Here is a 19175-nt window from a genome sequence, read left to right on the forward strand (position 1 = left end):
TTAACTCATGAAGCAATATGGTTTTTATTTTGACTCCACTAAATGCACTGGCTGTAAAACGTGTCAAGTCAGTTGCAAGGATGAAAAAGATTTAGATCTAGGCCCTAAATTCCGCCGTGTTTATGAATACGGTGGTGGTAGCTGGGCAAAACAAGACGGGATCTGGACACAAAATATCTATAGTTATTATTTATCAATTTCTTGTAACCATTGTTCAAACCCTACTTGCGTTGCAGGTTGCCCAACTGGCGCTATGCATAAACGTGAAGAAGATGGTTTAGTGGTTGTTAACCAAGATATTTGTGTTGGTTGCCGTTATTGCGAATTGCGTTGCCCTTATGGTGCACCACAATTCGATGAGAAGAAAAAACTCATGTCTAAATGTGATGGTTGCTACGAGCGTGTAGCACAAGGCATGAAACCGGTTTGTGTTGAGTCTTGTCCTCAACGTGCACTTGATTTTGATGATATTGAAGTGATCAGAGCAAAACATGGTACTGAATGTGGTATTGCACCAATGCCTGATCCTAGCTTGACCAATCCAAATATCGTGATCAAAGCCCACAAAGAAGCGAAACCTTCTGGTGATAAAACCGGCTCAGTTCAAAATGCGGCGGAGGTATAAACCATGCATGAACTTCCTCTAGTCTTTTTTACTGTTTTAGGTTCGTCAGCAGCAGGCCTGTTTCTTATTGCTTATATCAGTAAAAAATTAGGTCAAATTGATGAAAACCAACTGCGTAATGCTAATATTTTAGCCCTGATTTTAACATTAGTTGGCTTAGGTATTGGTGGATTACACGTTGGTCAGCCACTGCGTTTTTTCAATATGCTCTTAGGCGTTGGTCGTTCTCCAATGAGTAATGAAGCGTTTTTAAGTGGTGTGTTTACAGGTTTTGCTTTTGCAACTGTTGCACTCACTATGATGAAAAAATGGAAGGGCTTACGTGAAATTTGTAACCTACTTACCGTTGTTTTTGGTCTAGCATTTGTTTGGTCAATTCCTCAAGTTTACCATATTCCTACAATTGCTAACTGGAACACAGACTACACCACATTGCAATTTTGGATGACGTTATTAGTTGGCGGTGGTGTATTAGCAATGGCAACAGGTTCAAGACGTTTAGGCGCATTGTCCTTTATTATCGGTGCCATTATCACTTTTGCTACTCGCTCTGGTTATGTGAGTTTCCTTGGCTTTACAGGCCCAGAACTCAGCGCTGACCAATCTCTATTTTGGGGATTCCAATTAGCTGTATTAGCATTAGGTGTGGTTATTGTAGGATTTACTGCAGTAAAAGCCCAAGCATCAAAAATGACGCTAGCAACTTGTGCTGCTGCGGTCATTATTGCAGAGTTATCAGGTCGTATTGCATTCTATAACTTATGGCATATTACAATGTAGTCTTAATTTTCTTACAAAGTAATCCGTAAGAGAAATAAACGAAAATGCATACCTTTTTAGGTATGCATTTTTTTAGAATGCAGAGCCCGGTTGCTGTAAAAAGGCTAATTCTTCGGGTGTAGACGTTCGGCCTAAAATCTCATTACGATGAGGATAGCGACCATATTTATCAATAATTTCTTTATGTCGCAGTTCATATTGATATGTGTTTTCATCATTAAGCTGAGAAAACAAGGTAACCGCATCTTGATGAATTTTAGATGATTCTGAATGCATAAATGGCATGATAATAAACTTACGTTTAACAGGTGTTAAAGTCAGGTATTCAGGTAATCGGATAGCTTCTTGCGCTAAGATTAATGCCATATTATCTTGGGCAAAAGCTTTTGGCGTATCACGCCAAATATTACGTGAGAACTGATCAAGAATAATAATCTCAGCTAAGCGCCCTTCTATTGTTTCTCTCCATGATGCCAGCTCGCCACGACTCGCACTTAAACATAATTCACCAAATCTGCGGCTAATTTCTTTATCAAACTGAATATCTTTTTTAAACCATTGCTCTGGTGTGCATTCTTCAAACCAAAACGTCAAAGTTGATTGATAAGGGATCATAAAAACTACCACGCTAGTTATTTATTAATCAAAACAGCGTTTATTTTCATCAAAATAAACGTCATTGGCGGATTACGACTTTGGTAAGTTACCATTTTAATATAGTGACGGCTATTAACCCCTATCCGAAAAAGACATAAAAATAAATCCCCTTTTCAATCTTAAAAGGGGATTTTAAATGCTTCCTAGCTAACGCTTAAATCCATTAAGTCGCGCCATCCATAAGCTCATTTATCTACAAGTATGTATAAAATGGCATTCATCCCATTTATTACATTCTGTCGATATCATGATGTAATATAATTAACCTGTGCACTTTACAAACATTGAATTTATCTCTTCATCACTATCCTGCCTTAAAAATCAGCATTTAAAAATTTTAATTTTTATAGTGAAACCACTAAAAAAGATCGATACCATTTTGTTCTATTTTTTAATAACCCTCTTTTCAAAACAATAAAGGTTGTTACAAATAATCAGCTAAATCAATCTACTACATTTTATTTTTTTGATTTTTAGGCTTTAACCTTGTTATTATCTTGTGTGACTACACCGCAAAGAAATCGGAGATCAAAAATGAGATGAATGTTTAAAATTTGCACATTAGTAATGACATTTATTGAAAAGTTTGCCCTATTCCTCTGTTTCTTTAACAATTTTGGAGTACAATTGTTGCAGTCTATTTACTGAATGATCTGTTATGTCTGCTATCTCTATTATTGGAATAAGCTACCTTATTGGGGCTGTAATATCGTTTATTATTACTTTCTTTTTAACCAAAGATCCTAGCCTAGCCATGCGCCTTTTAAGTGCATTATTAATCGCCTTAACTTGGCCTCTTAGCTTCCCTATGGCACTTATCTTCTCTATTTTTAGTTAATTTTTCCAAAACAAAACGGATAATGTAGTTATATTCTATTAAATTAGAATAATAACTATTTATTATTATACGGATAATTACTTATATTAATTTAATTATAAAAATAACACATTTAGCTTAGATTTTATTAAAGAAAAAATATTTAATGGTTGGTTTAAAACTTAAATGACATTAACTTACGCTATATATATCAATCAGTTAAAGCTAGATCGGTTTTTCAAAAATATAGATGCCCGTTTAAATACACTTTATAAGTTACAATGTTTTTATAAATTTACAATCAAACTTAATTTAATTACAGTATCTAATATAAATTGGTTAAATGCCTTTCTTTTTATATTACCGAAAATAAATTATTAATCAGAGCCTAAATATGTTTAGCGAAAATGTCATTACAGATATTATCTATTGGATTGAAGAGAATTTAGAAAAAGATCTCAAACTCGAAAATGTCTCACAGAAATCAGGATATTCGAAATGGCATCTTCAACGTATGTTTAAAGAACAAACAGGTCTGACATTAGCCTCTTATATTCGAGCAAGGCGTCTTTCTTGTGCTGCGGTCGAATTACGTTTACAAAGAACGCCACTACTTGATATTGCGTTAAAATATCGTTTTGATTCTCAGCAGACATTCTCAAGAGCGTTTAAAAAACTGTTTAATATAACGCCTTATAATTATCGTAGAAAAGAGAATTGGCAAGCTCACGGCTTTACACTACCGTTAAGAAAATTTAGTGGTTTTAACCTCGATATTGAGATTGTCACAATAGACTCTCTTCCATTAATCGGTATAGAGCATACCTATAAAGCAAATATGATTGATTGGAATTTTAGTACAGAAAAAGCGCGGGAAGATTACTGGAAGATTTTCTTTCAATATGCACTTTATAAACATGATAAAGTCTATGCGGTACATAATATTTTATCTAAGAAAAATGATGAATTAACCGTTAAATATTCAACTATGATGGGTAATACGCCTGAAATTTATAATGCTCAATTGACTCATCGAACTCAGATAGAAAACACAAGATATTTAAAATTTAGTATTCCTGAAGCATTATTAAAATTAGATTATAAAGATATCATCTATAACACCTATGGTATTTTACTTAGAAAACTCAATATACCAAGAAAGAACGGTGCTCCAGATATTGAAGAGTATATTTTTAAAGATGATTATCCTATTTCAATTCTTTTAAACAAACCTGCATCACTATTAAAAGATGTTAATTATTATATTCCAATTGAAGTGGATGATAAGGACAAAAGTAAGATAAAAGAGTAGTTTTATCTTATTGCTGAAAAGCCACCTATAAAATAGGTGGCTTTTGTTGGGAATAGAAAGTTGAGAATTAACACTCAGAATCAAAATTAATACCCAATCGCTATATATGTAAAATGGATATAACCAGAATTTCCAGTTAAAGTGAACCCTGTCCTTGTTCGGTTAGTTGTACCTAACATTGCATACCCATCTGCGGCTGTAACCATTATTGTCAAAACAGTATTAGGAAAAGGCACTGAAAATTTAAAATCTAATGACTGCCCTGCACTCCATTTATGTTCATTCCACTGTTGCATAATGCCTGTATCACCACATTTCCACCACCCACTTCCAGTTTTATTAGCCGTATTCTTAGCTCCATAACTACCTGCGGGAGCATAGTTCCCTTTTGGTTGATATTTATTATCAGACTCACCTTTTGAATAACTATATCCAGAAGCTAAATAATTTCCTTTCGGCTGATACTTACCATCAGACTCACCTTTTGAATAACTATACCCCGAAGCTAGATAATTCCCCTTGGGTTGATATTTACCATCTGATTCGCCTTTGGAATATGCGCCTACATCACCTGCGGTTGGTTTATTTTGGCTATTAAACTCTTTTGCCCATGGTGTAAAATTACCTTTATCATACTGGCTACGAGAATAAATACGGCTCGTGTTATAAACATAATAAAGTTGAGTAATACCCGCATTTTTTAAAACAATTAATGTACCCGCCATGGTTTCTGGGTAATTTAAATTTGTAGTCGCATTTGCATTCGCTGGCTGAAAATAAATACCCGCTGTTTTATAGTTATTTAAATTTTGATTAGCGCCAATTGAAATCGCCTGATTAGAAAAAATATCTTGCGATGTTACCGTTACATCACCACTCAATGGCTTATCATTAACTTTACGTGTGGCAGCAACATAATTACCTTTCGCTTGATATTTATTATCCGCTTCAGATTTTGAGTAACTATAACCCGCTACTTGGTAATTCCCTTTCCCCTGATATTTACTATCAGATTCAGCTTTAGTATAGCTTTCACCTTTAGTCGCATAATCGCCCGACGGTTGATAACTTCCTTTTGGCTGATATTTACCATCAGATTCTACTTTGGTATAGCTTTCGCCCTTAGTAGCATAATTTCCCGCAGGGGCATAATTCCCTTTCGGTTGATATTTCGTATCAGTTTCGGCTTTTGAATAACTATGACCTTCAACTTGATATTTACCTAGTGGTTGAAAGCGTTTGTCCGCATCGTCTTTAGAATAAGCGCCAACTTCATTCGCTGTAATATCCGCTTTTAATTCAATCCATGCATTACCAGCAATTGGTTCAACATTATTATTTTCAATTTTAGACTGCCAAGCTTTATTTTTATGATAAACCACACTACGAATAGGATAAGGTTTGCCTGCTTCCAACCACTTAGCAAAACCCTGCAATTGCATTTCACCAATAGACTCGGTGATATCGTGAAATAAACTATTCATTTTTTCACGTTCAATATCTTTTGCTGCTGGATCAGTAACTTGGTCACGTTCATAATCGTAACCATAACCTTGTGTATAAGACACAGAACCATCAGATTGAATTTCAACAGGCACAACTGTTTTATCCCCTTGTGTTGCAAAGGGGGTTTTAAATATTTTAGTCATAGGAATTATTCTCCGAAATTACTCTTCAGAAAGTTTTTACGATATTGACCATAACCAAAGGCCTTCTTGGTTACGATACGATATTTGACGCCCACGCCAGAAGGACGCGGCATTAAGTCGAAGTTTTCTAATAAAAGACGTAAACGTTCATCTGGATTAAAATTAAAAACATAATACATATACGTCATATCAAAAGGATCGAGCACAAAGACTTTGCTATCTTCACGCCAGAAAAAACGTTTAAGAAACTCATTAATATTGGTCACGGTAGGACTTTGAGTGAGATTAAAATAACGCATTCTCACCAGCATTCTTTTTTGATCTAAAGTCAGCGATAGAGTGTAATCCGCATTTCGTCTAAAGTTTGCCTTAAAATTGGTTTTCTTTTTACCAAAGCCAAAACCTATTTTATTTTTATCACTAGGAGGAATATCAATCCCTAAAGGCACATCTAAAATACGTGACCATACGGATAAACCAAAGTCGTTAGCTGTATCAATATTAAATACATCTCGATACCAGTTTTGCCAAAATGAAACCGTAGATTGATTAAAGTAAGCTGCTTTTAAATGTGCTAATGCTTTTAGCTTATCTGCATTTTCATATTGCCAGAGGATCGCTTTAAGTAGATCAGAATGAAAATCAAATTCTTGAATATTCATACGATCACCACTTGTACTGCCCCTTTTGGTAATCGGGCAATTTGATTAAGACCAATAGGAATTAATGCAACATTCCAATTCTTTCCATCTGTTGAAAGCTCCACTTTAGTGACAAATAAATGAGGCTCCACCGCATTAACCGCCGCTGAAATTTCAAAAGGGGAGACTTCTCGCCCGACCACCAACCCATTGTCTCCATCTATTTCACCCTGTACCCATTTCTCTAACGCATTAGGAATAATGGTTTGTGCATCAATATTGGATTTTTTTACAGAAACACGGCAAAACACCGATATTTCTTTCGGTCGTGAAAATTTAATAGGATATTCTTGACCACTTGCTGGCTCTATTACCTTTATTTCAATATCACCATTAAATGCAGCACCTATTGTTTTTGTTCTTAATAATGATTTAGCAATTTCATGGCTATCCCCACCTTCTATACACACGTAAATGCTATGCGGTAATAATGAAATACCATCAACAATTAACGCTTTATCATTAAAATTTTCACGAAAAGAAAGAGAATTAACGCCCTCTAATTCATATAACGAAGAAGTAATTGCGTCTGCAACGCTGACTGTATTTTTAGCGAGTGTTTGTTTACGCCGACGCCTTGCCTTTATATCTGACTCAGCATGACGACCAACAACTGCATGGGTTAAGTTATTCACTTTTTCCCATCCTAATACAGAACTTGCCACTTTATTTAATTGCCCAATACTACAAGTAATAGAGCCATATTCTTTGGCTCGCATATCGCCATTAATTTTCCCATTATTAGCAATAATTAATGGCGATAACGTTTCAAAAACAGCCCCCATTATTGTGAGTGCCTGAGAACCTTTAGGAATAATAGTACCGGGAATACCCATAAACTCGACATCACTTAAATAGGAATGTGTGGCATTAATACGCTCGCCGCCCATTAAAGCCCATATTGCATCGAGAAAAATACCGCCAGCAATATCTGGATTTATTTGATTTGCCAGTTCAGCATTATTACGAACAATCGCATCCCGATTTTCAATTTCCATAGTCGCCAATACTCCTTGTGGAGTTTCTGGCGATAAATTAATGGATTGACCAAATACAGCACGAAATTCGTCTTCTACACGATTTCGTAATGTTGATGTATCAGGAACAATCACACCTTTATTATTGATATAACGATAGTCAGCCATTCAATGTAAATCCTCCATATATCGTGCGTATATCTGCCTGATATTTCAATGTTCCCTCTTCTAGAAAAGCATGGAAATAAGTGATAGAGACAACGTCCTCTATTTCAGCAATACGTTGTCGAAACGCCATTTCAAATAAAGGAAGATCAGCTTGTCGGCTAAATGTTGCTGACCAATAAGGAATACCTTTATCTTTTTTATGTAGCATTTCACCACGGACAGCCTTAATAAAATGCTGACAGAGATTTTTTACTGCATCATCGTTGTCACAAATTTGAAGGTTACCATCAGCACCTATCGCAAAATCATTCTGCTGGTTTATTGAAAATGTCCTCATATTGGACTCCCTGTATTGTCTTTCCCTGCTTGCACCCCACTATGAGTATGTGTTGAGCCGATATCTTTTCCGTTATGGCGCATCAGCCCACCTTGTGAATCACTATTACCATTTACAGCGTAATTACCATTAACAGTAACATTGCCAGTAAATATCGTTTCAGGTGCGTTGATCTCATATTTTGGGGTTTCTAATACAACTTTATCGTTATGAAGAGAGAAACAGACTGAACCATCCATTGACTGAATAACTAAGGCATCAATGTTCCTCCCATCAATAGCCCATCCTTTGATCGTGTCAGGAAAAAACATAGCATCACTAAACGAATGTAATCGTGTTGTATTGGGTTGATCTTCTAAACCACCACGTTGAAAAATAAGGCTAATATCACGATCACAGGCTTTTAACCAGCCAAAATCACCGGGTTTAATGGGGGCTCTAATAAAAAATCCACCGCCACCAAATCGAAACACAGGAATGTTAGCAACAGGGGCTCGAGAGATTTTTTCATCATCCGTAGTCAACATCATGACCAAGGGCTTTATCATGGCTCGGTTGGTTTTTTCATCATAATTAATGACAGTTGCGGGTAACATATCATCTGTATTCATCATAAAATGGCGAAATGCAGACGAAAAAGCCCCTGCCAGTGAACCAACACTGGCAATATCATTATTGGGTTTACTCATAGTTAAGCTCGTTTACATGTTGCGGTATAGGCAAAATCAGCATCATGAGAGGCAACTTTAAATTCAAGCTGCTCAATAATGTAATCGCCATTTAGTGAGGTATTTAGTTTACTATCAAGGCGAAGCATTCCGCCTAATTCAGAGGTACTATCAATAAGATAACTCACCGTCAATCCACTCTCTGTGGCTTTAGGAATGCCAATCATGCCTGAATTCATATTCAAAATACGAAATCGGCTTTTTAATGCTTTATCGTCATCTTTTACGAATAACGTATCATCATCAATAAAAGCTTTAACATTTCCTGACTCTTGTAAACGCTCTATTTGATGTAATGCGGAGCCACAATAATACCAATTAGCAATATTCTTATCGGTCGCCTGAAAATCTAATTTCACACCACAGTCATTAGCAATGGCTAACGCGATTTCACTCAATTTTTGAATTGCGCCACCACTAGAAGAAATAATTTTCCCAGAACAATAATGGCTGGTTTTTGCAGATAACGTTACGGTGACATTCGGAGGAGAGTCTATTTCTGCACTGACGATATCGCCAATAAAAAGCGAAAATAAACCAGAGTTAATTCGACCAACTTCTAAATAAAGTCGCCGAGCTTGCTTATTTTTATTATAAGGGCTGGTTTCCGTCAGCAAATAATCCCTTGTCTCGGCATTAAGCCCTGTAATAGCGATTTTACATTCGTTTTGTAATGGATTTGCATATTTCTTTCCTCCTGCTGATATACGCAATCCTTCATACCATTGAAGCCTTTCGCCGACCTCAATCCCCACCCTTATTCGCCGAAGATCCATCTTCATTACTCCAATACACTAATGATTGTGTTTTTGTAAATTCCTCATACCACGGTAAAGCATCATTTTCTGTTAAAAAAACTAAATTAATCCCTTGGTTTAAATAACGATAAGGAATAATAGGTGTATTAGCGACCAAGCGAATACCTGTAATAAGTACTTCACCATCTCGCTCAATATCACAAAACATGGTTTGATTAGCGACCTTCAACGTAAAAATCCAATCAACACCAGCTATTTCGACAGAAAATCGCTGATTAGGAATAGCTTGTAATGGAATAGTTTGCATTTTATCTACCTCCTATTTTTCTTTTTTTCCTATTTGTGTTGATTTTTTACTTTTGACATTTCCACGATTGACTGTTGAGGTTTGCTTTGGTTTTTTTGTCGATTTAGAAGATTTTTTATTATATTCAGGCTCTATTGTTTTCCATTCTATAAATTTGAGTTTTAATTCGATGGCATTCACTTTTTGGGGATCTTCATCATGACTGAGGCTCTCTAACAACATCGGTTGATAGGTTTTGGCTCTAGTTTGAATTCCCACCAGTGTGTGTTCGTCATAAAGCTGCTTGATAATAGAGTAACGATTCACAATATCACCCGTTAATAGTAATTCGACACTTATACTAATAGGATCAACAATGATGTGGTCGCTACGATTTTCACCATTTTCAACCGCAAATTTAATAACTTGGTGACTATCAGTAATCGAAACTTTCATCGGATTAACGCTATCAAATAGTGTTGCAAATGACTCTAAATCAAAAATTCTAACTTCAGTTATCATAATTAACTCTTACCTCCGCTAGAGTAGTGCTCTGAAATTTCTTTAGCAGCTTCATTTATCAATGTTTCATTAATCGCTTTCGCAACACCAGACCCGTCAGTGGCTTATGTTTCAATTCTAATTTCACCAATTTGAACATTACTTTCATTTTTAACGCTTGATTGGTTACTGATCATTTGACTGGTCATCGGGTTTAAACTATTTGTTGATGACAGTGTTAATCCATTATTTAACGCATTTACATCTTGTACTGGATTATAATAGGGTATTGCTGGCTTTGGTTGTGGAATGGTGTAATTGAGATTGCCTTCGTCAGATAATTGTCGCTCTACTTTTTGAACAACTTTTATTTCGTTTTCAGCATCCTCCATACCTAAAAAGCTTTTTGCTGATTGCCAAATCCCTTTTATTGAATCAATACCTTCATTAACCCAACCTAATATTTTCTCTATATATTCCCACATCCAACTAAATACGCTAACCACAGCATCAGAGACAAAAACAAAAACATTAATAATTGATTGCCCCCACTCGATAATATTATTAATGCCTGCATTAAGCGCTATAACAAATTGATTAAATGCGTCAGATATATAATTCCAAGCAGCAATAACATGTTCAGCAATAGCCTTTGAAGCAATCGTTAAAGATTGAACAAAAACTTGCCATGCTTCCCATACAATCATTATTGCGTCTTTAAGCGCGGGGTATTGATCCAATATACTGCCTATCATTGAATCATTACCATTAATAAAATTCATAATATCGTCATAAACGAGTTTAAATGCCGTCGCTAAGATGCCAATAACAGCAGCAATAGCTAATATAGGAAGTGCCGTTGCAAGTGTAGCAACTGCCGCAGACACCATTGCAGGTAAATAAAAAATGGCAACAGCACTACCAATAGCTGAAAAGAAACCGATAACAAAATCTTTATTGTCAATACAAAAATTAACTAATTTATCAAACCACGTTATTCCTTTTGCAAGAACGGGAATAATTATCTCTAAAAAGTTATTTTTTAATTGTGCTGCTAATTGATCAAACTTATTCATTACTGTATTAAGTTGAATAGAACTTTCGATACTTTCATCATTAATACCAGAAAATTGTTTTTGAACCCCCATTGTGCGCTCTAATTCTTCGCGCCCCTTCATCATTAATTCAATGGTTTTTTCATCGACAACACCCAGTTTTTCCAGCTCTTTTTGGGCACCATCAAAGCTCATCCCTTTGACTTTATCTGCGGTCTTTAAAAGTTGTTCGATAGGATCTTCTGTATCATTAAATGCATTGGCCATTGCCGTCAAATCAGCTTGAGCGGCCTCTTTTGTGCCCCCAATTTCAGCCATAGCACCTGAAAATGCATCGATATCGATAGCTGCGATACCTATTTTTTTACTCAGTTTATCTAGCGACTCTATTTCTTTGGCGCGATCTAATGAAGCAGAAAAAACCTTTTGCAAAGTCCCCGTAATATCCTTAGCGCCAATGGCGTTAAGAATATAGTCCTTCATTTTCGCTGTGGTTTTCTGATAGCTTTTACCTGTTTCATCAACACTATCACCTAATCGACGTTGAGCCTTTGCTTCTTTAACTGCCGCTTCAATGCCTTGCGTTTGCATTATGGTAATAAAAGTATCGTAATCAGCACCTAATTGTTTAATCAGTGCATCGATGACAATTTTACTTTCTTTATTTTTCTTTTCAGCTTCAGTTAAAGAACTCAACTCACCATTAAGTGAAGATAATTGCGCCTCCATTGCATCATATTCAGCATTCAGGTTTGCTAAAATATGAGCTTCATCACCGCCACTATTATTGACCAATCCTCTTTGGTAATCTAACACCGACATAGCGCTTTTCAGGTCATCAATACTTTGTGTTACTGAATTAATTTTATCTTGAGTTTCACTGATATTAAGATCAATATTTATTGGCTCATTAAGTGATAAGCCCAGCATGCCCACTAAGATTTCTTGCAAGAATTTATCAAACTCTTGCGTTCCCATTAGTGCGCTTTTAACAATGCTTTGAATTGAGTTTTCAATAGTTACAGAAGCACTTGTCATTTCATCACTATTAAATGAAATACTTATGTCATGATCTTCGGGTAATTCCCCAAGATTGAGGTGAATTTCTTGAACAAAGTTATAGAAACTAGTAATACCTCCTGAAACCCCCTGTTCAATATTTTTCATTTCAACAAGAATTTCATCTGCTGATTTTCTAATATTTGCTAATGCACTATCAGATACTTCAGCCTCCAACATTAGTACCTGAGAAAATACCTGTAATAGAGACATTATCTCTCCTTTGACGCCGCAAGCGCCTCGTTATAACGATTAGTAATCGCGATCTCCCACAGATCAAAGGCTTCCTCTAGATCTATAGTTGTTTTGAGTTCTGTGAAGGAGGCGAAACCCGCGGAGATGATGACTGCAAAGAAGCCATCAGCGTTTTTATAATCGACGGGAGAGAACCGCTGAACTTGCCTAGCAGGTATTGTAGGAAATTTGGGCTCCCGTCTTTGCCGAAAAAACTGGTGTTGTACTTCAGCATTTCGAGTTCAAGACGAATCAAAGCTTCCCCATCAGGCACATGATTATCAATTAATGTGCTGGTTTTTAGATAAATCTCTTGCCCTTCTTTTTCAACTGCCACATAAGCCATCATTTTTAACATGGCTTCTTTGCTAACTTCATAATCGCCAATTTTAGGTGCATTTGATAAAGGATATTTAGCAAGAATTTCTCGCCCAATAGTTGCAGGTAATCGGCTAATAATAAAAGTATGTTCTTCACGATCACTATCAATAACAGTGATCTCTTTTGGTTTAATTAACATAATTAAATTCCATAAAAAAGGCGGCCAAAGCCGCCATTAGATGAATAAGAATAACGCTAAAAATTAACGTGCTCTGACACGATCAAAATCTTGGAAAATAAAGGTGTACTGCTTAGATTTGAGACGCCCAGCACTCGCAATTGAATTACCACGACTACCATTAGTAATTCGACCATTACGAGCAGTGGTAATAGAGCCATCACCATAAGAAGCCACTAATGTAATAATATCGCTTGCATGACGACGTCCTCGTCTTGCTGTATTTGCATCAAGCAAAATAGCCAAGTTTTCATCTTCTTCACTACCCGCTAATACATTAACCGTCACAGTTTGAGGTGTAGGCGCTGACCAACTCACTAAATTACCATTAATATCTACTGCGGTTTGAGTGATATCTACTGCTGGTAAATCTAAAGGATCACCATCATCTGAAAATGTGGTAATAGGAATACCTGCAGGAAATGTGTTACTTGCCTGAATAATTAAACTTAAACCTGTTGCTGAAATATCGTTCATTGTTTGTTCCTTAAACTAAATTGTGTGAGCCTTCAACTTTACGAACCCAATCGCCTTTACCGTAAATTAATACATATTTCATGATGTATTCTGGTAAATTAGAAGGGCCTGTTTCTTCAACGATTTCAGCGTTATACCAATAACCTTTATTTTGTACATCGTGCCACGCTAAATCATCACCTGCTGCATCTGTAATTGCGATTTTTTGTACTTCAGCCAGCGTTTTACCCATAAGAATAGTGCCATTATTTAATGCTTTCGTAACCGCACCCGCAATAACCATCATCGCTCTTGCTTCACCATCTTTATTCGCTGGAATACCACGAGTGGAAAGCAATAAGCTTAACCATTGCTGTGCGATATGGGCTTTTAGCCATTGCTCATTAGTATGAACACTCATATCTAATGGATTAGAAGCATTTCCACATAAAAAACCACGTTGATAGAAGCTAATATCAGTGCCAGTAACAGCTGTTTCACCGTAATAGTTCACGCGTAATTTATCTAATCTATCCGCCGCAATATCTGTCTTAACTTGAGATGGGAAAGTGATACCAAATTGACGATACATATAGTTAGTCGTCGCGTTTGTGCGATCAAAATCTGTTGCCGCCATAATTGCCATCGGTAGAGCTTGAACAAAAAAGTCATCATCTGTTTTTAAATTTAATCCCGTTGATGCGGTACCGATTAATGCTTTACTATAAATTTCGGCTTGTTTATCCGGAACTGATAAATAGAGCTGGTATTTTACATTTTCACCCGCAATATACTCTGCTAACTCAACACTTTGCTCTACTGAAAGCTCGGTTAAGAATGTCGCACTACCAAATGAATCAGAAATCGCTTCTGCAGCGATAAATGCTTGAAGCGCCGTTTGTGCCACATTACCCTCAGATGCCTCTCCGTCACTTAACCCCATAGCATCGGCTAAAGGTGAGTGATCTATGGTGATCTTCGCTTTTTCTTGTACACCACCACTCATCAAAAAAGCACCATCAAGTGCATTAAAAGTGACGTAACAATTGGCAAATTGAGGTTCGCTTTCAGCATTTAATTTAGCTTGGATCAGAGAAGCAACATCAGCGTAAGACTCAACATCTTTTAGGGAAATATCAGTAATATTTTTAGAGATATCACCGATAGTCAAAGTAAATGCACCCTCTTCAATTAACTTTAATTTATCAAGCGTTGCTGCTGGCGTACCAAATAATGTCGGAGCACGACCTACGGGTTCAAAAGAAGCAATTTGTAGCTCTTTAGGTTTACTAATAGGTGCGGGACTAACATAACTAAAATATTGACGAGCAAATTTCGCTTCTGGTGATCCTGCACCAAGTAATTCATCCACTTGCCCACTAGCAAATTCAAGTACTTTCCCTGCTGGAATTTTAGGGTTTGTTGAGAAAATACGAGCTGTAAGTTTACGCATAGGTGCGGCTGATGCACCAATAACTGCGCTCGCAATATCAATATAGCGCGTTTGTTTAATAGACATATTTATCCTTAAATACGATATAGATTAGTAATAATTAAATTTGTTGCAGCAGTGTCTAAAGATAACGTACTGGAAAAAGTGACATTAAAATCAAATGAGGGATTATGCTCATAACTATTTCCAGCATTTATTATCGGCGCTCGTCTAATTTCGCTCGCACGTTGTATCCCTATTCCCACTTTTCTCATTGATTCGACAAAAGACAACGAATTAATAATCATTCGAGTCATTCGAATTAAATCACCTGCTGTTAAATTTGGATGTTGTTTAATAAAACCTTGAACCTGAAATGTTAATTCGAACAGTTGTTTTTCTTTATGATTTGCATTATCACCTTGAATATTATAATTTCTTTTTTGCCAACCTTGGCCAACCTCCTTTATAGGAAAAAACATAATAATATTATTATCTTGTTTTTTATCTGGCTGATAACCAGCAATAACATCAACATTAATATTTGCTGATTTAAATTGTTTTAATAGTTGTTCACGAATGGCAATATTAATATCATTATCTTTCATTTTACCTCCTTAATATAACTCTCCTTTTCTTTATAAGAATTTAATCTATTTTATTTTATAAATAATTTTTATTGATTATAAATTAATTAAAGGGATTTTTAATTAATACACTCTTGCCGAATATAATCTTGTAAACCTAAAATGATCTGTTCTGATTGCGCAATTCGTTCTCTGAGTACCCAATAATTTCGGATAGCGGTGTCAGTAGGTCTGGCGGTGCTTGCATCAACCAAGCCGGTGGTGGAATTGGCTGATATTTTGGGGCATTCTGCTTTGATATACACCCGCTCAGGAGTACGCTCACTAATATCACGCAACTGATCAATTTCTTTTTTTGCATGCACAAGTTCCTGTAAATGACGATTATCAAGTTGATTAAGCTGACTTATTCTTAATTGATAATCTTTATTCTCTGCAATCTGTTGAATAAGAGATTGATTAATATTATTGTATTCCTTTTTCAAGGATTTATTTTTATCAATTAACCAAATCGATCCTATACCTAGGCATAAAATCACTATTGCCATTATTTTTAATAAATAATTCATAATAACAACTAGGCATCTTCAAAAACTTTTTCTGAATAAGGTTGATAGCCAAGTTCAATATTAACAATCACTACTGCTAAAGGAATAGCGACATTTTTTAATTGTGTATTAATTGGATTATCTTCCTCAATACCAATTTCTTTTGATGCTCTAATAATATAGCCTGCCGTATTATTTTCGTTAGGTGGAGCATAACGATTGATAATTGTTTTAATAGTGTTTAAACCATATTTTTTTTGGTACGTTTGTAATAATTTGTAGATAGCTCGTATTCCATATTCAGGTGAAATAAATTGACAAAAATCTTTATCGGTTTGCTCTATGGATAATCCTTGCCATTTCGAACCGTGCCGGATATTACCGGGATTATTATTACGCTCACCTCGTGCTATTTTAGCCATTTTTAACTCCTGCTCTTCCTTTAAGGAGTTTACTCACGGAATCTACTCCGACATAGCCAATAAACACACTGGCTAAGTAAGCAAACTCATGATTAATATTAAATAAAATTAGAATATCTTTAATAAACCAAGCAAACATTGCACACATCAGCCCATCTATAGAGGTTTTTTTCCATCCTCCGCCGTTATATAAACCTCGAAGAATAGCCATTCCTCCAGCTAGAGAGGCTGATATTCCTTGTTCTTTCATTGAAGAAAGGACAATAAATATCTGTTCCCATAGATCTGGATTTTCTTTCATTGTTTCTCATGGCTTACCTCCAATAGGAGGAACTGTAATAAATAATATACTCATCCACAGCACTTAAATTTAAGTACTGTTTTAACATGAGTATGTTTATGTTTTATCTAATTAGATAAGTGGCAGATAGAAAAAAAGACCACATGGTGGTCTTCTATTGAAAATAAAATTTAACAGATATCGTTAATTTATATTAGTTACGAAAATAGAGATACAAAAAAGCCCCACTTCAAAAGTGGGGCTTTTTATATTCTGTTGTGAGGTCTTTAGATACAAATCTCTCACTGTGGAGTTATAGTATGCTTATTTTTCCTAGAAGTCAATAACTAGTTTCTGCAAAAATAAATAAATAGAGAAAATTATTACTTAGCAGTCACTTCTTGCAGAATTTTTTCTGATAAGGACTCTTCTTTAAAGCACTCTTCAACTAAATGTTCAAATAACGGCTTGTAGTTACTGTACGCAGCAGTTTTAGAAACACTCACCACCATTTGTACTTTCTCTAATACTTCGCTGAATTTTAAACGAGGATACCCGCGTCCTGAACATTGATTACAAGGTTTGAAAACAGACATACCCTGCTTTTCACTCTCTTTTTTATCTAAAACTTGACCACGTCCATGACAACGACATGCTAAACGAATTTCAGCTTTCCCCTTACATGTAGGACAAACCACTCGAGTTGTTTCTCTTAGTTCACGGTAAGAAGTTTTATTTTGGGGTTTAACTTTAAGCTCATTTTTAAAATTTCGCTCAAGCTCTTTAACAGATTTTGAGGTGTAGCTTTTGGTAGTAAAAACGTCAACTTCAATAAATCCATTACTGCAATCAGGACACGCTTTCTTACTTGCGGCACTTCTTGCGTAATCTTGGAAAGCATAATTAGCAATAATGTGTAAAACGTTAGCTTTCACATCTTCATTAAGTTTATCAATGGCTTTATATTGATAAGCCTGAGTTAGTGCATATTGATAAAGGCTTTCTATTGCTTCACTGGGATGATTAATACTATGTTTAGCTAAAAATAACTCTATGCCCATTCGCCCTTTTCGAGTTGCTAAACTAATTGATGTCATCACATCAGTCACTGACAGTGAATCTACTGCCTTCACTGTTCTTACATCACTTAATACAATGCTTTTTGGTGAAAAATATTTAGGTAAGTCTGCTAGTCTCATTTAATGCTCCTTTTGATTTCCTATCACTACTCATTGGTCATCCATGTACCACGACAAGGCATGGCATTTATGCATCTAAATCACCCGCATTTTACGGCGTTATCTCAACGTGATTTTTACTTACCACTCTTGCACTGGTTTATTTAGTTACTTTTTTGTACTTTTCGCACTTTTATTAACTAATAGTTAATGCTATATTTTAACCAAAGTGACGTCAAGCAGCAAAGGAAATTAACTAGTGGTTAAAAATGATAATAAAACGGAGTTCACAAAAAGGCTTCAAGAAGCTTGCTTAGATTCAGGGATTGCAGGACGTGGATTAGGTAAAAGAATTACAGATGCACTCGCTGAGCAAGGCATAAAAGTCAGTGCTCCAGCTGTATGGAAATGGCTGAACAATGAGTCAATTCCTGATCCAACAAATATCTTAGCATTAAGTCGATGGCTCGATGTTCGAGCAGAATGGTTAGAATATGGGCGAGGAGCAAAAAGAAACGATGGTGTTTCAGTAAATGAAATGACACCTGTTGATGATTGGGATAATAATACGCCGATAGAACGAGATGAAGTTGAGATCCCCTTCTATACTACTATTGAATTGGCTGCAGGTTTCGGAAGTTGTACCACTGATAATCAAAAGGTGGAATTATTGAGATTTTCTCGTTCTACATTTAATCGCTATGGCGTTCAACCTAGTGATGCCGTTGCTTTTAAAGTTCATGGTGACAGTATGTCCCCAGTTATTCCTGATGGTTCGATTGTCACTATCAGTACAGGACATACAAAAATTGTTGATGGTGGTATTTATGCTATTCAACAAGGCGATCTTTTGAGAGTTAAAATTTTACACCGACTCCCCAATAACACCATTATCATCCGTAGCTATAATACTATTGATTACCCAGATGAGCGTTCGACATTAGAAGAAGTAAAAATTTTGGGACGAGTATTTAATTGGTCTGTGATGGGTTGGTGATCACGATAATACACAAAAACACCACAATCTTTTTATGTGGTGTTTTTTTACTATATCATTTCAATATTAAAA

At 35.8% G+C, this 19175-nt stretch carries 23 protein-coding genes and 1 pseudogene; 5 read left to right on the forward strand and 19 right to left on the reverse strand.

Going from position 1 to position 19175, the window contains the following annotated elements:
- Positions 1 to 7 precede the first annotated feature (7 nt).
- Both ACNARN_RS14160 and ACNARN_RS14165 read left to right on the forward strand, forming a co-directional pair.
- Positions 8 to 625, forward strand: a complete 618-nt coding sequence (locus ACNARN_RS14160; RefSeq protein WP_023581764.1) for a DMSO/selenate family reductase complex B subunit — start codon at positions 8 to 10, stop codon at positions 623 to 625.
- 3 nt (positions 626 to 628) lie between these two features.
- Positions 629 to 1405, forward strand: coding sequence for a dimethyl sulfoxide reductase anchor subunit family protein (locus tag ACNARN_RS14165; RefSeq protein WP_198619798.1), 777 nt, complete (start codon positions 629 to 631; stop codon positions 1403 to 1405).
- A 72-nt stretch (positions 1406 to 1477) separates the two neighbouring features.
- On the opposite strand, the gene ACNARN_RS14170 is transcribed toward ACNARN_RS14165, so the two are convergent.
- Positions 1478 to 2020, reverse strand: coding sequence for a DUF924 family protein (locus tag ACNARN_RS14170; RefSeq protein ID WP_198619797.1), 543 nt, complete (start codon positions 2018 to 2020; stop codon positions 1478 to 1480).
- 700 nt (positions 2021 to 2720) lie between these two features.
- Between ACNARN_RS14170 and ACNARN_RS14175 the strand changes: the two genes are divergently transcribed.
- Both ACNARN_RS14175 and ACNARN_RS14180 read left to right on the forward strand, forming a co-directional pair.
- A complete protein-coding gene (locus ACNARN_RS14175; protein WP_036912664.1) occupies positions 2721 to 2900 on the forward strand; it encodes a GhoT/OrtT family toxin in 180 nt (59 codons plus the stop codon).
- 373 nt (positions 2901 to 3273) lie between these two features.
- Positions 3274 to 4191, forward strand: coding sequence for a helix-turn-helix domain-containing protein (locus tag ACNARN_RS14180; RefSeq protein ID WP_198625776.1), 918 nt, complete (start codon positions 3274 to 3276; stop codon positions 4189 to 4191).
- Positions 4192 to 4277: 86 nt separating this feature from the next.
- Here ACNARN_RS14180 and ACNARN_RS14185 read toward each other — a convergent pair whose 3' ends face one another.
- The 18 genes and pseudogenes from ACNARN_RS14185 to ACNARN_RS14270 form a co-directional block, all read right to left on the reverse strand.
- On the reverse strand, positions 4278 to 5495 hold the full coding sequence (locus tag ACNARN_RS14185) for a pyocin knob domain-containing protein (RefSeq protein WP_416304627.1): 1218 nt from the start codon (positions 5493 to 5495) through the stop codon (positions 4278 to 4280).
- Positions 5469 to 5840: pseudogene (locus tag ACNARN_RS14190) on the reverse strand (hypothetical protein); the annotation flags it as partial. The gene ACNARN_RS14185 and the pseudogene ACNARN_RS14190, both read right to left, overlap by 27 nt.
- 5 nt (positions 5841 to 5845) lie before the next feature.
- On the reverse strand, positions 5846 to 6502 hold the full coding sequence (locus ACNARN_RS14195) for a DUF2612 domain-containing protein (protein ID WP_196533791.1): 657 nt from the start codon (positions 6500 to 6502) through the stop codon (positions 5846 to 5848).
- Entirely contained in the window at positions 6499 to 7686 is a 1188-nt protein-coding gene (locus ACNARN_RS14200) for a baseplate J/gp47 family protein (RefSeq protein WP_416304591.1), read from the reverse strand. Before ACNARN_RS14200 ends, ACNARN_RS14195 begins: the two co-directional genes overlap by 4 nt.
- Positions 7679 to 8023 carry a hypothetical protein gene (locus ACNARN_RS14205; protein WP_198619794.1) on the reverse strand — a complete coding sequence of 115 codons (345 nt, stop codon included), beginning with the start codon at positions 8021 to 8023 and terminating at the stop codon, positions 7679 to 7681. Before ACNARN_RS14205 ends, ACNARN_RS14200 begins: the two co-directional genes overlap by 8 nt.
- The gene (locus tag ACNARN_RS14210) at positions 8020 to 8712 is read right to left on the reverse strand and encodes a Gp138 family membrane-puncturing spike protein (protein WP_416304592.1); all 693 of its coding nucleotides are present in this window, start codon (positions 8710 to 8712) and stop codon (positions 8020 to 8022) included. Before ACNARN_RS14210 ends, ACNARN_RS14205 begins: the two co-directional genes overlap by 4 nt.
- Before the next feature lie 2 nt (positions 8713 to 8714).
- Positions 8715 to 9527, reverse strand: a complete 813-nt coding sequence (locus ACNARN_RS14215; protein ID WP_416304593.1) for a baseplate hub protein — start codon at positions 9525 to 9527, stop codon at positions 8715 to 8717.
- Entirely contained in the window at positions 9496 to 9816 is a 321-nt protein-coding gene (locus ACNARN_RS14220; RefSeq protein ID WP_196533794.1) for a phage baseplate plug family protein, read from the reverse strand. The genes ACNARN_RS14215 and ACNARN_RS14220 overlap by 32 nt, the downstream gene beginning before the upstream one ends.
- Before the next feature lie 12 nt (positions 9817 to 9828).
- A complete protein-coding gene (locus ACNARN_RS14225; protein WP_198619792.1) occupies positions 9829 to 10317 on the reverse strand; it encodes a phage baseplate protein in 489 nt (162 codons plus the stop codon).
- Positions 10318 to 10421: 104 nt separating this feature from the next.
- On the reverse strand, positions 10422 to 12623 hold the full coding sequence (locus tag ACNARN_RS14230) for a hypothetical protein (RefSeq protein ID WP_416304594.1): 2202 nt from the start codon (positions 12621 to 12623) through the stop codon (positions 10422 to 10424).
- Positions 12624 to 12705: 82 nt separating this feature from the next.
- Positions 12706 to 13164, reverse strand: a complete 459-nt coding sequence (locus ACNARN_RS14235; protein WP_198619790.1) for a hypothetical protein — start codon at positions 13162 to 13164, stop codon at positions 12706 to 12708.
- 63 nt (positions 13165 to 13227) lie between these two features.
- Positions 13228 to 13680 carry a phage tail fiber protein gene (locus ACNARN_RS14240; protein WP_109373851.1) on the reverse strand — a complete coding sequence of 151 codons (453 nt, stop codon included), beginning with the start codon at positions 13678 to 13680 and terminating at the stop codon, positions 13228 to 13230.
- A 10-nt stretch (positions 13681 to 13690) separates the two neighbouring features.
- Positions 13691 to 15178, reverse strand: coding sequence for a DUF3383 domain-containing protein (locus ACNARN_RS14245; RefSeq protein WP_416304595.1), 1488 nt, complete (start codon positions 15176 to 15178; stop codon positions 13691 to 13693).
- A gap of 8 nt (positions 15179 to 15186) precedes the next feature.
- Positions 15187 to 15699 (reverse strand): phage gateway protein, encoded by a 513-nt coding sequence (locus ACNARN_RS14250; RefSeq protein ID WP_198619788.1) that lies wholly within the window; start codon positions 15697 to 15699, stop codon positions 15187 to 15189.
- Between the two features lie 98 nt (positions 15700 to 15797).
- The gene (locus ACNARN_RS14255) at positions 15798 to 16247 is read right to left on the reverse strand and encodes a lysis protein (protein WP_198619787.1); all 450 of its coding nucleotides are present in this window, start codon (positions 16245 to 16247) and stop codon (positions 15798 to 15800) included.
- A gap of 8 nt (positions 16248 to 16255) precedes the next feature.
- Positions 16256 to 16648, reverse strand: a complete 393-nt coding sequence (locus tag ACNARN_RS14260; protein WP_416304596.1) for a structural protein — start codon at positions 16646 to 16648, stop codon at positions 16256 to 16258.
- Positions 16641 to 16949, reverse strand: coding sequence for a phage holin, lambda family (locus tag ACNARN_RS14265; protein ID WP_088495157.1), 309 nt, complete (start codon positions 16947 to 16949; stop codon positions 16641 to 16643). Before ACNARN_RS14265 ends, ACNARN_RS14260 begins: the two co-directional genes overlap by 8 nt.
- A 362-nt stretch (positions 16950 to 17311) precedes the next feature.
- On the reverse strand, positions 17312 to 18127 hold the full coding sequence (locus tag ACNARN_RS14270) for an antitermination protein (RefSeq protein WP_416304597.1): 816 nt from the start codon (positions 18125 to 18127) through the stop codon (positions 17312 to 17314).
- Between the two features lie 238 nt (positions 18128 to 18365).
- Between ACNARN_RS14270 and ACNARN_RS14275 the strand changes: the two genes are divergently transcribed.
- Positions 18366 to 19103 carry a LexA family transcriptional regulator gene (locus ACNARN_RS14275; protein WP_160230518.1) on the forward strand — a complete coding sequence of 246 codons (738 nt, stop codon included), beginning with the start codon at positions 18366 to 18368 and terminating at the stop codon, positions 19101 to 19103.
- Positions 19104 to 19175: the final 72 nt, after the last annotated feature.

Origin of the sequence: Proteus sp. TSJ240517, from assembly GCF_047921575.1 — a bacterium.
Classification (GTDB): Bacteria; Pseudomonadota; Gammaproteobacteria; order Enterobacterales; family Enterobacteriaceae; genus Proteus.